Here is a 15,846-nt window from a genome sequence, read left to right as displayed (position 1 = left end):
AAAAATGAGAAAAATGACGAAAGCTCAATTCGGCCTACATATATGGATAGGAATATTCCTTTGTTTATTTAGCGTGTCTTGTTCAGATGATGATACAGATTCGATAAAAGGAGACGATGATGATACGGATCTTAGCATAAATCATTGGATAGAGAAAAAATTGCGTAACGATTATTTATGGTATAATGAGTTACCAGCAACTAACAAAATAGATTACACAGCCGACCCTGAAACTTTCTTTTATTCATTGCTCAGTCTGAACGATGGCAAAACAAGGAATGGAAAACACCTCTACTACTATTCTTACATGGAGAAGAATAAAGATTATAAAACACGTACCAGTATTGATGCAGACAAGACCTATGGAATGGAATTTACATTGTTTAATATAGTAGATGGAAATAACAAACCTTTAGGATATTATTATGCCCGAGTAGTGTATATTCTACCCAATAGCCCTGCACATGCAGCCGGTTTGGAACGAGGAGATTGGATTATAGGTATAGATGGAAAAAATAATATAAAAGAAGGAAATTACAAGGCCCTATTGAATGGTTCTGCTTCTCAATGGATTATAAAACACAATTCAGAAACTAAGACAATTGCCATAGGAGCTTCTACGGCAGTCGAAGATAATCCGTTATATTATCATGACGTACTTACGTTTGGAGATAAGAAAATAGGCTATCTGGTTTACAACCATTTCACTCCGGGGCCAACGGGCGTAGATGATCGTACTTATGATGAAGAAATGAAAACCATATTTGCCGATTTCCAATCAAAAGGAGTGAACGAATTTGTATTAGATTTGCGCTATAACGGGGGCGGTTATGAACATTCGGCCAATATGCTAGCAGGACTTTTGATTTCCGAAGAGTACAAAGATAAAGTCTTTGGTATTTTTTCCAACAACAAAGGGAAAGTGACACACACCAGATATTTCAATACGGAAACTGGAGGAACGACAGGCTATTTGAAGCTTAATTCTAATCGCATTTATATCTTAACAAGTGAAAATACCGCATCATCCTCAGAATTGGTTATCAGCAGTTTGGAACCCTTCATGAATATCATACTCATCGGTGAATTAACAGAAGGGAAAAATGTCGGAATGCAGAAGTATTCAGATGATCAATATGAATGGGCGTATTGGCCTATTACTACAAAAGTTACCAATGCTGTACATTCAGACTATAGTGCCGGATTTACCCCCGATTACGATTGGAACGAGTTTAATTTAGCCCAAAATCCAGAAGACACTTTGCTCCCTTTAGGCAGCTCTGATGAGTTTATGTTAAACAAGGCCATTACTCTGATAACGGGAACCAATCGGAATACAAGAAACATAACAATGTCGTCTCAAACAATACAAAGAAGCCAACCTATATATCAATCGATAGATCGCCATACTACTGGTGGAGTGCTACTTTGTCCGATTGAGATGGAATAAAAATACCTTGAGAATAGAAAAAGAGGTGAACCACCTAGCGATTCACCTCTTTTTCTATTCTCAATATCTTATCCAATGTCTTTTGAGCTTCTGTCGATGGAAAACGTAGAACAACTTTCTGTAAAGAGTTACGCGCTTTCTCATACCGGGTAGTAAACAACTTCGATAATCCATCCCGATAGCGGGCATACTGCATTTTAGTGGGAGAAGGAAGTTTTTTGTAATCCGTTTCTAACTTTTTCTTCTCCTGCTCTGCCATCAAATAATAATAGTTTCCTAAAAAGATATTAGCAGCCAGATTATCCGCATCGAGTTGCAATATTTTTTCGTACATACGCAAAGCATCTTTTTCTTGTCCGCGGCACACTTGCATTTCCGCACATGTTTCCAAACAATCTACATTATTTGGGTCCTTTTGCAGCAACTCTTTGTAGAACAAATAAGCTTTGTCGTAATTCCGTTTCTTTTTATAGGCGAGAGCTAATTCAGTAGCCAGTTTGGAGCTAATTTCACTATTCTTGTCCACATTCGTCCAATAATACATTTCCGTACGGTCTATATTCAGAGGAATAGTCTGTCGGAAATAGCTCACAGCCTGTCCATTCTGCCCAGCCTCAATGGCGGCAGATACTTTCTGCAACATCTCATCAACCGACTGTGCATTCAGCGCCAGCGGCAGTGAGAATAAAGAGATAAGAAAAATAGTTAAGGTCCTCATAATCCATCTGATTGCTATTTAGTTCGTGATTCACAAAGATACAACAAAAAAAATAAAAAATGTACCTTTGTGGACGAAAAGAACAATCAATTTGATAAAAGTGTTTCTATAAAATGATAGATAAAAAACAATCCTCCGAAAACAGACGAATATTACGGATAGCCATACCATCGATTATATCAAATATTACCGTCCCGCTACTGGGACTTATCGATGTTACCATCGTAGGACACCTCGGTTCTCCGGCCTACATTGGAGCCATCGCTGTAGGGGGAATGTTGTTTAATATTATCTATTGGATTTTCGGATTCCTACGCATGGGGACGAGTGGCATGACCTCACAAGCGTATGGGCAGCATGATCTAAATGAAATCACCCGGTTACTGTTACGTTCCGTTGGCGTAGGATTGTTTATAGCTCTTTGCCTGTTGATACTCCAATACCCCATCCTGAAATTGGCATTCACTCTGATACAAACCACACCGGAAGTCGAGCAACTGGCAACTACTTATTTCTATATCTGTATCTGGGGAGCTCCCGCCACATTAGGACTTTATGGATTCGCCGGTTGGTTTATCGGAATGCAGAATTCACGCTTTCCCATGTATATCGCTATTACTCAAAACATTGTCAATATTGTAGCCAGCCTATCCTTTGTCTACTTGCTGGATATGAAAGTGGCAGGAGTGGCAACAGGAACTTTAATAGCCCAATATGCAGGTTTCTTCATGGCCATATTGCTATATATGCGCTATTATAGTGCACTAAGAAAGCGGATCGTATGGAAAGAAATTATACAGAAACAAGCCATGTACCGTTTCTTCCAAGTCAACCGGGACATCTTCTTCCGTACCCTTTGCCTGGTTGTAGTCACCATGTTTTTCACCTCTGCAGGAGCCGCCCAAGGAGAAATTGTATTAGCCGTAAACACCTTGCTCATGCAACTATTCACTCTGTTTTCTTACATCATGGACGGATTTGCTTATGCCGGTGAAGCACTGGCCGGCCGTTACATAGGTGCCAAGAATCAAACAGCCTTACGCAACACTGTACATCACCTTTTCTATTGGGGATTGGGTCTTTCATTGATATTCACCATCCTTTATGCAATCGGTGGAAAAGAATTTCTTGGCCTACTAACCAATGACACTTCAGTAATCAACGCTTCAGACACTTATTTTTACTGGGCACTTATCATTCCACTAGCTGGCTTTTCCGCTTTCCTGTGGGATGGAGTATTTATTGGTGCCACCGCTACCCGTCAGATGCTTTACTCCATGTTAGTCGCTTCCGCCAGCTTCTTCGGAGTATATTACGCTTTCCATCCTCTCCTGGGAAATCACGCCCTGTGGCTGGCTTTTCTCATTTATCTTTCCCTGCGAGGGGTTGTACAAACCTTTTTGGGAAGGCAAATAATAAAAAAAGTAATCGCATCCCAGTGAGGCTATCCGATAAATTATCTCTATATTTGCGGCAAACAATAAAAAGCAAAAGGTATGGCAAAGTATAAAAGAATCTTACTAAAGCTCAGTGGAGAGAGCTTGATGGGCGAAAAGCAATACGGCATTGACGAAAAAAGACTGGCAGAATATGCTCAACAAATCAAAGAAATCCACGAACAAGGGGCACAGATTGGTATCGTCATCGGAGGAGGTAATATATTCCGCGGATTAAGCGGAGCCAATAAAGGTTTTGACCGTGTGAAAGGTGACCAAATGGGAATGTTGGCTACCGTTATCAATAGCCTCGCTCTAAGTTCTGCTCTTGTGGCTACCGGTGTAAAAGCACGTGTATTGACAGCAGTACGGATGGAACCTATCGGTGAATTCTACAGTAAATGGAAAGCCATCGAATGTATGGAAAACGGTGAAGTGGTCATCATGTCTGCAGGAACAGGAAATCCTTTCTTTACTACAGATACCGGTTCTTCACTTAGAGGAATAGAAATCGAAGCAGACGTTATGCTGAAAGGTACTCGCGTAGATGGCATTTACACAGCTGATCCTGAAAAAGATCCTACCGCAACCAAATTCGATGATATTACGTATGATGAAGTGTTGAAACGTGGTCTGAAAGTTATGGATTTAACTGCGACTTGTATGTGCAAAGAAAATAACCTGCCTATCGTCGTATTTGATATGGACACAGTAGGTAACTTAAAGAAAGTAATCAGCGGAGAAGAGATAGGTACGTTAGTACACAACTAATCAGAAAATAAAAAGTGTGAATTTCGCTGTATAGCTTTGATAAAAACTACTATTGCAAAATTCGCACTTTGTCTTTCTTTTCAAATATTATATCGAAACGAATACCTATTTATCAAAATACTGGATCAAATCATACGCATTAAAATTCAATTCGCGGGCAAAGAAAGATAAATAAGGAAACAACTGATAAGAATTATCATAAAGACCCTTATTGGCAGGTTTCGACGAATTATCCGTACCATCATCATCCTGATATTTAAACCAATGCCATCCGATACAATTCTTAGCTTCAAGCAATCCTAATGTAAAATGCTGATAAGCATAAGCCCTCTCATTTTGTGTAGGAACAGAATACCCGGCTCCCGACTGGTTATTCAGATCGGAATCCTCCACCCCTTTCGTATAAAACTCACTTACAAGAAACGGCTTATCTGCCCAACTTGCCCAGTCTGCAATCGCTGTTGTCAGTTCGGGACTCCAACGGCTATAATAGTTGATAGAAATGACATCACAATATTTTCCGGCAGCTCTCATCACTCCCTCCATATATTTAGGAGTTCCATGCAATCGAGTCCCCAGATAAAGCAGCTTATCATCTACTTTCATCACTGCCTCTTTCACTGCTTTATAATATTTCTCTGCTACGATGCCTGCAAACTCATTATTCAAGGCATCCGTCACACTTTGCACGCCCTTGGAATCCATAAAGCTTTTTGCCGCAACATAAGCCGGATCATTCGAACTGTTGATAGCCAGGAAACGATCCAAAATCCGGGAACTGTTTGAAGAGAAGTTTATCTCATTATCCGAAAAGAACCCCAAGACATTAGGATCACGCAAATAATCTGCGAAAGCACTACCTGCCAAATATGAATCACACCATTCGGCCCATCCATTATAAAACACAAGACCTGCAGCATTATCATCGCTTCCTCCGGGATAATTATAAGACTTCGCACTCTTGAACTGGCTTAGAAAAGCAAATGAAGGCGCCAAAGTCAACGGACTGCTCGGATTGGAAGCATTATGAGTCTGAATCAGTGAATAAGTACCTGTACAGAAGGCACCTGTACCATGAAAGCCAATCTCGCTCAATTCACGTTGAGTAGTAGACAGCCATTTCTCATCAGTTCCAAACCTACTATTCCAAGCCGCTTTATTACGACTGGAAGTCCCCTTACGCAAAGAAGTCGCACTGCGTTCCAGATGTAAACAACCTTCTGGATCAACCAACCACCAACGTCCATCTATCTTCTTCGTATAAAACCTGCCCGTAGCTGCTTGTTTCGGAAGCGTTGTCGAACTTCCATATTTATTCACCGACTCCTGATACGCTTTCAATGTCTTAATAGCCGGTTTATATCCATCCATATAAGCAATAATACGTGTATTCCCCGTTGTCCAACTGGATATGGGAGGATAAGCACTGGAATACTTGACACTGATAGGGCGATACATATTGGCATTTAATGACGGAGCATATACCACAGAGGCTCCAGGAACGGGTAAATCTTCCGGGTATTCCGACTCCACATCTCCCCCACCCATCACTATATCAGGAGGCATAAAATTAGGGTCCTTATCATCATCATCCGTACAAGAAACCATAGGAATAGAAGTTATAAACAGTAAAGCTCCCAGTATAAATATTTTTTTCATGGTGTGTATTTTATTGATTGTTATTTGATTGTTGATCGAACCAGTCGGCTAAACGATAGGCATTGATATTCAATTCTTTCATAGCATCGGCCAACGGTTTATAAAGATTGTATTCATTATCTATCAGTCCCTTGTTAGAGTCCAGATTCGAAGGATCTGCTCCTTTTGCCGTCGGGTCATTATCCTGATAACGGAACCAGTGCCATCCGACACAATTTCCACTTTCCAATAATCCTAAAACAAAATGCTGATAGGCATATCCACGTTCCTGTTGAGTTTGAACGGTAAAACCTGCTCCTGTCGTATTCGCCAGTCCGGAATCCATTCCTTTCGTATAAAATTCCGTAATGATGAAAGGTTTTTGAGCCCATTCTCCCCAATGTTTCATGGTCTTCTCACTCGGCGTCCACGCTCCATAGTAGTTAATTGCAACGACATCACAATACCTGCCTGCCGCTTCCACAATCTGGCGGATAAACTTCGGTTTTCCATGTAAACGACTACCCAGATAGAGATGATTGGGATCATACTTCCGAATCGCTTCCGATACCACTTTATAATATCGTTCAGCTACCACCCCTGCAAACTCCTCCCGGTGCTCATCGGTTATTTGTTGCGAAGTAATTCCCTGCTTTTTCAACCAGGATTCCGCATACACTCTTCCCGGATCACCAGGGTTCTGTAAAGTCAGATAGCCTTCCAGATTCTTGGGTCCGAACGGAAGTTCATTATCCGAAAAATAACCAATGATGTTTTTATCCATTTTATTCGCAACCAGTTTTTGTGCCATCTCATCGCAATAAGTTTCGAATTCCGGATCAAAAACGAAAATACACTGATTAGGGTATCCCGTGTTACCAGGCAACTGATAAGTTCCTCCCCGTTTCTTTCCATATCCGCTCATCAAGTTGAGAATGATTGAGCGGGTCAAGACCTCCTTGTGGGATGCATTGTAAGAAGCAATCGCCTCTTCGTTACTCCAAGAGCCCGTACCGGAAAAGCCCAGTGAATGAATCATCTGTGCTGTTCTTTCGATCCATTTTTCTTCCGTACCAAATTTGTCCAGCATCGCTTGTTTATTGCGTTCGGAAGTCCCCAAACGTACTCCAACCACCACTTTCTGCAAATGCCGATATCCGTCGGGATCAATCATCCACCAACGATTTCCAATACGTTCTACTCTAAAAAATCCAGTAGCCCGGTGTTTCGGAGCATCCCAATCACTTCCATACTCATTTACATGCACTTTATCAGTAGCTTTAAAACCATCCAATTGAGCAATGGTACGGGTATCATACTCCTTCCATGGAAGATCTTTCTGTCCTTTCACCCACGGACGGGCAGTGACCTTAAATGTACGCCCCTGCCCATAACCCAACTGGGATAACAGCAGTAAAAACAATATAACTATACTATTTTTCATCTTCTAATATTCTTTTACGATTCGTATTGCATTTAAAATAGGCACAGACTCTACCGCTCCAAAACGAACGACAAGCCCTTTTCCCTGTGAAACCGGAACAATATACTTTTTAATGACCGCACGTTCGGAACCGTATTCTTCTGCAATATTCATTTGCCCGGCAACAGATACCCCATTTATATCCACAGAAAATACCCGGTTTGCATACTCCTCTTTCACCACATCATTTCCTAAATTATACACCAAAGCCTCTCTCTTATTTTCAGAAGTAAGTTCCGTCCAATACAAATATACAGCATAGACACCATCCGGCACATCCGCTTTAAAGACCTCAATACCTACCCGTTGCGTCTGAAAGATAGGATCCTGATCCGTTCCCAGTATATCAGTGTCGCTGGCAGGCAAAGAACCGTAACGAGTCTTGTTCGGAGCCACTTCTCCGCCAATATATCCCCATGAGCCTTTTTCATAAGCCTGTTCCGGTATCCAACACAGTTCTGCTGTCCGATCCTCGAAATAACGTTGAGCACCCAGTAATACATTGACTTCCGTAAAGCCGTTCTTCACATTGACACATTGGAAATTGCAAACATACTGGTCACGATATTCGCGTCCCTCTTTTTCAATTACAGCATCTACCACATTTTCTCCGTTGACAAAAGGAATATCCACAGAAACGACCTTATCCGATACCGGATATACTCCCAAACTCTTTCCATTTAAAAAGACTTCCACCTTATCTGCATTGGTATACACCTTCAAAGGTTGCGTACAGCTCTTTCCATCCCGACTGGCTCCTGCCCTGTTCTTCCACGATTTAGAAGCAATGTGCAGGACAGGTGCCTCTTTCAGATAAGCCTGATAAAGATAATATCCATCTTTACGTTCTCTATCCATACTTACCAACCCTTTATTGTTCACATGAGGCATAGCGTTTCTTCTGGCTTCGGAATAAAAATCATTCAAGTTCCAAACCATAGCTCCCACGATATAATCCCTCTTTAGAATTTCAGGCAAGTAATGTTCGTGGTAGATGGAACCAAATTCACAACTAAAATCAAACCGCATCGGCGAAAAAGAGTGAATACGAGTATCCACATCCGCCCCATATTCGGTAATGAGCAACGGTTTGTGAGGAAACTCCCTGTGAAGTTCTTCCAGTTTCTCTTCAAATCCACTCAAGCTACCACCATACCATCCATTATAAAGATTAAAACCCAATAGCATCGGTAATTCTGCAATTCCTGCTTCCTGATAGATTTGAGAAGTAGAATGACAAGGCAACATGGTATAGCGTTCCGAATCCAGACTTCTGATCTGCGCCTCAATCGCCGAAGCTATTTGATGAAGGAATGTCATGTAGTCCGCCCGTTCCGTCCTATTTTCCGGATTAAAAGGAGGACGCAAAAGCACTTCATTCATATAAGCCCAAATAATAACAGATGGATAATTATAGTTCTGACAAACCATCTCTGTCACCTGTTCCACGCAATTATCCATAAATGCCTTACTTTGAGTGATGGCATTCACTACTGGAATTTCAACCGAAGTCAATAGTCCTAACTTATCACACATCTGCATCACAACCGGATCTTGCGGATAATGAGCCACTCGCAGGAAATTACTTCCCATATCCTTACTCAACTGTACATCCCGGATATGCATTTCATCCCGCAAAGCATTTCCCATTCCTTTGTAATCCTGATGCCGACTGGTACCAATCAATTTCCGATATTTCCCATTCAAGAAAAAACCTTTCTCCGCATCAAAACGATATTCACGAATTCCCAGCGGATTGACAACACAATCGAGCACCTCCTCTTTTTTATTCTTCAGACGGCTATATACCTTATACATATAAGGAGAGTCTACATCCCAACGTTTAGGCTGCGTAATAGCCATGAGCGATTCAAAAGCTACATTCTTTTCTTCTGCCTTCACATTTACTTTCTTTTGTGAAAGTGCTACTCTATTACCATCTGCATCCAAAATCTCCGTTTCAAGAATCAATGATTGATTACTCTTCAAAGCATTAGACAAGAATGTCTTTACTGAAATATCTGCTTGCAAATCCGTAATCTTCGATGCTTTGAGATACACCCCACTAGAAGCGTAATGAGTAGTAGACAGTTGCACAGGAGAAGTATACACCAGATAAACATCCCGATAGATTCCCCCGAAGAAAGTAAAGTCCGCTGAAAGAGGAGCAATATCCGGATTATGCGAGTTGTCAACGCTCACAGCTATCAGATTGCGTCCGGCATGAACATAATCAGTCACGTCAAACGTAAAAGCGGAATAACCACCTTTATGATTTCCAACAAACGTTCCATTCACAAACACATTCGTTTCCTGATTGGCTCCCTCAAAACTAAGATAGACTCTTTGTTCGGGGATCAGTTCCTCCACAGCCACCACTTTCCTGTACCAGCCTTTTCCCCGGAAATAACCGGGAATTTCATCATCTGCATCTTTTGCATTCCACGTATGAGGAATGGAAACGTCAGTCCAACCGGAAATATCAAAGTCAGCAGTAGAGGCATCTCCCTCAAAGAGGGAGAACTTCCAACCGTCATTAATCGTTTGCGTCACACGCTGACTATAAACCGTGCCGGTCATAACCAGTAACAAACAGGCTAAAATTATTTTTGGATATACCTTATACATACTTAATACCATTATTTCGAGATTGAACGGACTGCACGAACAAATCTTTTACCGTCTTTTTTAGCATTCGATTTATCCCAGGCAAGCGGTTTTCCAAAACGTACATAAAATGCGCTTGTACCGCTCGATGTTTCACGACTAGCCCAATAGGAATCTCCGGTAGCAGATGCTGCTGCCGTATTCATGATAGTTCCTCCCGCACCAGTAATCACTTGATCCCAAGCTGTACGGTTTGCTTTCTCAAAATCGGTAATCGCATCCGGGTTATTCTCCGTTGCATCTGCCACTGCAGTCCCATTATAAGTTTCAAACATCTGTTCCAAATCCGTTCTCGTAGGCCAATACCATCCGGAACCTTTATCCATACAATATTTAAGAGCGGGCATTTCTGCTGCATTCGGCAATGCTGCCAACGCAGTAGTATTTGCCAGGCCATTGTCATTGGATAAAGTTAAACCGGTAGAAGCCGGAGAGCTTGCCGTAGACCATGCCAGATTCTCTCTGTCCAACGACATAATCTTAGCCTTACCACGATTAGTGCCATCTACCCAGAACACAATGCCTCCTTTTAACGAACCATTATCCGCAATCACCTGTCCCACCGCAAACTCGGAACTTAAAAGCCCTCTTTGTGTAATAGTAACTTCTTGTTTAGGTGCATTCGCTCCGCTTCCGGCTATTACCGTAGCAGTCGTTACCCGGTTAGAACTATTCAAATTAGGCGATAATGTCCAGAAATAAAGAGTTTTACTTGTTATATCAACATACGCTTTCACCCAAGACTCATCAGTTATATTTACTGTAAATTCTGTTTCATCAGAAATCATCGTTATTCCTTCTGATTTCGTCACAGCATCAGGAGTAATAGTCACGGCATTTGTGCTTAATTCGAGAGAAGCGCCTCCTTCAGCCGCAACATTCTGATTCACCGTTACCTCCACCGACTTAGCGGCTGTGCCAGTACCGGCTGTAACCGTAGCAACAGTCGTACGAACATCGCCAGTGGTATTTTTAGATTTTGCCTTGAACGTAACTGTTGTGCCCGAAATAGTATACGAAAGCCAGGAATCATTTGCCAAAGCCACACTAAATACCGTTTTATTGGATGTCAATGTCACATTTGCTTCCGCTTCATTAGCTCCTTCCAATGTCACAGGATTTGGATTAACCGTCAATGTTCCCGGTTCTTCAGGATAAGTATAATCACCGATTGTACGCATACATCTTACAAAACGGTTGGTAGCTGTTTTATTTCCTGCATCAGCTCCCGATTTACCGAAACGTACCCAATAAGCCTGATTACCTGCTGCGTTTTCCGTACTCGACCAATAGCTTTCGCCATTACCCGAACCGGCAGCCTCGTTCATCACATCACCTTGTAAATCAGTCAACATCTTATCAAATGCAGCACGTGCCGCCTTCTCTACTTCCGTCAGTTTATCAGGTACGGCTGAAACAAAATCCGGATCAGTATGTCCAACACCATTATAGGCATCAAACAATTCCCATAATTCATCGCGGGCAGGCAGATACCACCCGTCACCCAACGACTGGCAATATGCTACCGCATCATTTGCCGACGGAGAAGTGAACAAGGCAGAATTAGCATATCCGTTGACAGTGGAAAATGCACTATGAGGCATCACAGAAGCCTCAAAAGGATTCCCTCCCTGACGTTTCACTGAAACCGCTTTTCCTACCATATTATCCGAAGGATCCACCCAGAAAATCATACCGATACCCTCATCCACACTTTGTCCTATCTTCAAAGAAAGATCCGGTTCTTTAGAATCCTGGGTAACCGTCACTTCTACTGTATATGAGCCGCAAGTCAGTTTCACGACAGCCGTTCTTGCATCTTCACCATCATTTTGTGTCAAGGCCGTGTAGACAACACTTTTTGAACTTACATCTACAGAAAGCCATTCTGCTTCGTACTGTGCAACAACCTGACCAACATTGGTATATAACAGCGACGTAACAGAAGAACCCGCCGCTTTCGCCAAATTTACTTTTGTATCTTTACAATTAAATTCAGGCATCACGCGTACCGATGCATCATCGACACAAGAAAGTAACCCCAGATTTAAAATCAATAAGAAGTATATTATTTTTTTCATATTCATTCATGTTTTACAGATAATCAATCGCTTAATACCAGTTCTCATTCTGTGGGAAATTCTCTTTCCCCATCAAGTCAATCTGTTCCTGTGGAATAGGCCAACATTCGTGCTTTCCAACCACAAAACTGGTACGGCATTCCGCATAATCTTTATCCAGATAAGGGTTTTCAGCCTTCGTCTCGCCATAATGCGCTTTCACTCTTTCGCCCAAGAGTCCCAAACGTTTCAACAAAGGCCAGCGAACGCCTTCAAAATTCAACTCACGGGCATATTCATCCAAAAGTATATCCTGCGTCAGAGGACCTGCAAATTTATCATTTCCCGCACGTTCCCATGTTTTATTGTAACAGCGCAAAGCATCCGTACTCATACCTCCGTCACGACGCATATATGCCTCTGCCGCCATTAAGTAAGTTTCTGCCAGTCGATAGACAATCAGATCCTTGAAACCTGTTGTCCGGTCCGGATTATCAGCCATCGTCCATTGGTCAAAGTATTTTTTCGACATAAAATGCAGTGTTTCACAATAGCTGGAACTCTGTGTAAGAGGAATCAATTCTCCATATTTAGGAGAAGTAGGGTCATTATATTTGAAACGGTGAACAAACAACTCATTATATCGCGTATCTTTTGCCTGATCGTACAGACTCAACAGATAGGTATTCGGATAAATACGTCCCCAACCATATCCACCCTGATCGGCCGTATTGATACAACCTGAAATTTTATTGATTCGGGTAGTGGTTTGAATAGAGACACGATGTCCGGCAACCGGAGTTCCGGAACCACCTCCACCCAAGTTTTGTGAATATTGGAAACTCCATAACACTTCCGGAGATTTCAAATCTGCCCCATTAAATACATTCTCGGCTTTCTTTTCCATCGAGTAGATGCCTTCCTGCTTAAAGATATCCTCACATTCCTCAATGGCTGTATCCCAATCTGACTCCCACATGGCAACCTGTGCACGAACATGCTTGGCAGTAGCTTTTGTTACCCGTCCATACAATACATTTCCATTATTTTGAGGAAGCGACCAGTCCAGCCCTTTCATGGCATCGTCCAAGTCAGTTGTAATCAGCGTCATCAGTTCTTCATGAGAAGCAGGTTTGTATTCCCGTTTCAGATTGTCGACGGTGGTCGGGGTGATATTCAGATAAAGACGGTCAAAGCGTTTCCAGAGTTCAAAATAGCTCCGTCCTCTGAAGAATTTCGCTTCACTCCATGCATGGAGCACATCGCTGTCATCCAGCCCCAGAGCTTCTGCGGCTACAATAATTTCATTTGCTTTTCCAATAATACCATAGTGATGTTTCCAGAACTTATTGACATCCCCAGTACTTGGAGTAAAACTCGTGTTCAAACGTCCGATTGAAGTAGAAACACCTGCTCTAAGTATCGCAATATCCGTATTAAAGTCACACATAGTAACGATGTACAGATTGGATTCATTATTATCCGCTCCACCCGGCAATTCACGAGCTAGGGAGTACAGACCTGTAACAGCTGTATTCAACCCTTCGGGAGTAGTGAACAGATAATTGTTCGTCACGTCTGTCTTTGATTCCAGATTTAATAAATCCGAGCAGGAAGCGGTCAACATTCCGCAGATGACAAAGGCTGTATATATTAACTTTTTCATAAGGATTCTTTATTTTAGAATGAAACATTGACACCAAATACATATTGTCTGGACTCCGGATAAGACCCGGGAGTCAGTTCGGGACTATAAGACTTAAATTCCGTAAATGTCAGCAAGTTAGTAGCAGTTGCATACAGACGTAATTTATGAATCGGAGTATTCTTCAATAGTCTGGCCGGGAAAGTATATCCCAATTGTAAGGTGCGTAAACGGATATAAGATGCATCCTGAATAGCGATGGCACTCAAATAAGCAGGGTCTGCGCTATAAGAAGGACGCGGGAATTCGTTCGACGGATTGAACGGAGTCCAATAATCCACCTTCACTCCATTCAGTTTTCCACGCAAAGAACCTCCGGAATTATAGTCATACAAATAACTATTCTTTATCTTTCTGCCGGAAACTCCATACCAATCCATGAACAAGTCAAATCCTTTCCAGTTCCATGTGGAAGAAAGAGAGACGGTAAATTTCGGATCTTTCCGGATAGGCACTCTGTCATCTGCCGTGATCTTTCCGTCTCCATTGTTATCACGTACCTTAACCATACCCGGTTCAATAGCGCCGCCGTAATCAATCGGGCTGTCGGCTACACCGTCATTGTTACTGTCATAGGTGTTTTTCAGCGTATATACCAGATTACCTGTACCATCACGAGTAATATCAAAATCATCATACTGAAAAATTCCGTCTACCAGATAATCATAATATACATTGATCGGTTCTCCGATAATCCATCCCTGTGCTACCTGACTGGCGGGTTTACCATTTTCATCGAGCGTATCGTCAATACGGACAATTTCATTCTTATACATACTGAAATTAGTTCCAAGCGACCAGGTAAACTCTTTCGTACGTATCACATCACCATTTAAAGAAAGATCGATACCACTGGATTTTGTCTTTCCCAGATTATCCAGCATAGTGGTATATCCAAGTGATGCATTCAAAGAGCGTTCCACCAATAAATCTTTCGTATGCGTATTGTAATATTCCACCGTACCATTCAGGCGACCATTGAAGAAACTAAAATCAACACCTAAATTAGCCGTTGCAGACTGTTCCCATTTCAGGTTCGGGTTAGAAAGCTCCTTACCCGGCAAATATCCCATCTGGAAAGTATCTCCAAACTCATATCCTTTATTATCTGCCAGCCCCAAAGTAGTGTAATTGCCGATACCGTTCTGATTACCAACAATACCATAACTGACACGTAATTTCAGGTTATCAATCCACGACACATCTTTCAGGAAATTCTCCTGATTGACACGCCAGGCAAAAGCAGCTGACGGGAATGTACCCCATTTATTTTCTTTTCCGAAACGGCTGGAACCGTCGCGACGAACAGCCACATTCAATAGATAACGGTCTAAAAGCGAATACTGTGCACGAGCCATGAACGACACCAGATTATTTTCATTAAACTGACGACGGGGCTTGCCTGTAAACTCACCTTGAGAAATGAAATTCCAATCTTTATCTACCGGAAGATTCTCTACTGAATAGCCGATAGACTTCGAGCCATTATGGTCGACAGACTGCACACCGGTCAACGTCAACTGATGTTTCTTATTGCGGATAGGCACTTTATAAGTCACAATATTCTCAACCAGCCAGTTCTGCGTGCGTGATTCGTCGAGCACAGCTGTTCCTCCGCCTCCCGGATATTGGGAATCTTTATAGGAACCGTCTTCAGATGTCTGATTATAAACGGAAGTATTCAGACGATAATTGAATCCCTTGAAAGGCTTCACATCCATAAAAAAGTTCAGGCGGTAATTATCACGAGAAACTTCACGTCCGTAATGTTGAGCACGGTACAAAGGATTATAATTTCCCTTGAGTTCAACTTATAAATGCAACTTTTTGGGTGCGGATAATAAGCAATAAAAACATTTATTTTTCAGAGAGGAAAGAGAGACAATGTCCCCCTTTCTCTCACTCTGAATGGATAAAG

General features: G+C 42.0%; 9 protein-coding genes and 1 pseudogene. 3 read left to right on the top strand and 7 right to left on the bottom strand.

The annotated features are described in order from the left end of the window. Window positions 1-13 precede the first annotated feature (13 nt). On the top strand, window positions 14-1,450 hold the full coding sequence (locus N5O98_RS16870) for a S41 family peptidase (protein ID WP_004307922.1): 1,437 nt from the start codon (window positions 14-16) through the stop codon (window positions 1,448-1,450). A gap of 34 nt (window positions 1,451-1,484) precedes the next feature. Here N5O98_RS16870 and N5O98_RS16865 read toward each other — a convergent pair whose 3' ends face one another. Continuing rightward, the gene (locus tag N5O98_RS16865; protein WP_004306554.1) at window positions 1,485-2,168 is read right to left on the bottom strand and encodes a tetratricopeptide repeat protein; all 684 of its coding nucleotides are present in this window, start codon (window positions 2,166-2,168) and stop codon (window positions 1,485-1,487) included. A 113-nt stretch (window positions 2,169-2,281) separates the two neighbouring features. Here N5O98_RS16865 and N5O98_RS16860 point away from each other — a divergent pair, with 113 nt between their 5' ends. After that, window positions 2,282-3,610, top strand: a complete 1,329-nt coding sequence (locus tag N5O98_RS16860) for an MATE family efflux transporter (RefSeq protein WP_004307921.1) — start codon at window positions 2,282-2,284, stop codon at window positions 3,608-3,610. A 54-nt stretch (window positions 3,611-3,664) separates the two neighbouring features. Continuing rightward, window positions 3,665-4,375: a UMP kinase gene (gene pyrH / locus N5O98_RS16855; protein ID WP_004307920.1), complete on the top strand. Its 711-nt coding sequence runs from the start codon at window positions 3,665-3,667 to the stop codon at window positions 4,373-4,375. A gap of 105 nt (window positions 4,376-4,480) precedes the next feature. On the opposite strand, the gene N5O98_RS16850 is transcribed toward pyrH, so the two are convergent. The 6 genes and pseudogenes from N5O98_RS16850 to N5O98_RS16825 form a co-directional block, all read right to left on the bottom strand. After that, window positions 4,481-6,034 carry a hypothetical protein gene (locus N5O98_RS16850; RefSeq protein ID WP_004306550.1) on the bottom strand — a complete coding sequence of 518 codons (1,554 nt, stop codon included), beginning with the start codon at window positions 6,032-6,034 and terminating at the stop codon, window positions 4,481-4,483. 10 nt (window positions 6,035-6,044) lie between these two features. Next, the gene (locus N5O98_RS16845) at window positions 6,045-7,457 is read right to left on the bottom strand and encodes a hypothetical protein (RefSeq protein WP_004307919.1); all 1,413 of its coding nucleotides are present in this window, start codon (window positions 7,455-7,457) and stop codon (window positions 6,045-6,047) included. A gap of 3 nt (window positions 7,458-7,460) precedes the next feature. Next, window positions 7,461-10,124, bottom strand: a complete 2,664-nt coding sequence (locus N5O98_RS16840; protein ID WP_118161232.1) for a glycoside hydrolase family 2 TIM barrel-domain containing protein — start codon at window positions 10,122-10,124, stop codon at window positions 7,461-7,463. Window positions 10,125-10,135: 11 nt separating this feature from the next. Then, on the bottom strand, window positions 10,136-12,250 hold the full coding sequence (locus N5O98_RS16835; RefSeq protein ID WP_004307917.1) for a BACON domain-containing protein: 2,115 nt from the start codon (window positions 12,248-12,250) through the stop codon (window positions 10,136-10,138). Between the two features lie 25 nt (window positions 12,251-12,275). Then, window positions 12,276-13,889: a RagB/SusD family nutrient uptake outer membrane protein gene (locus tag N5O98_RS16830; protein ID WP_004306542.1), complete on the bottom strand. Its 1,614-nt coding sequence runs from the start codon at window positions 13,887-13,889 to the stop codon at window positions 12,276-12,278. Window positions 13,890-13,903: 14 nt separating this feature from the next. Continuing rightward, window positions 13,904-15,739 (bottom strand): annotated as a pseudogene (locus N5O98_RS16825) (SusC/RagA family TonB-linked outer membrane protein); the annotation flags it as partial. Window positions 15,740-15,846 lie beyond the last annotated feature (107 nt).

The organism is Bacteroides sp. LFL-34 (assembly GCF_027257075.1).
GTDB lineage: Bacteria > Bacteroidota > Bacteroidia > Bacteroidales > Bacteroidaceae > Bacteroides > Bacteroides ovatus.
Note: the sequence above shows the minus strand (reverse complement) of the source record. Positions and strands in the feature narration are given on the sequence as shown.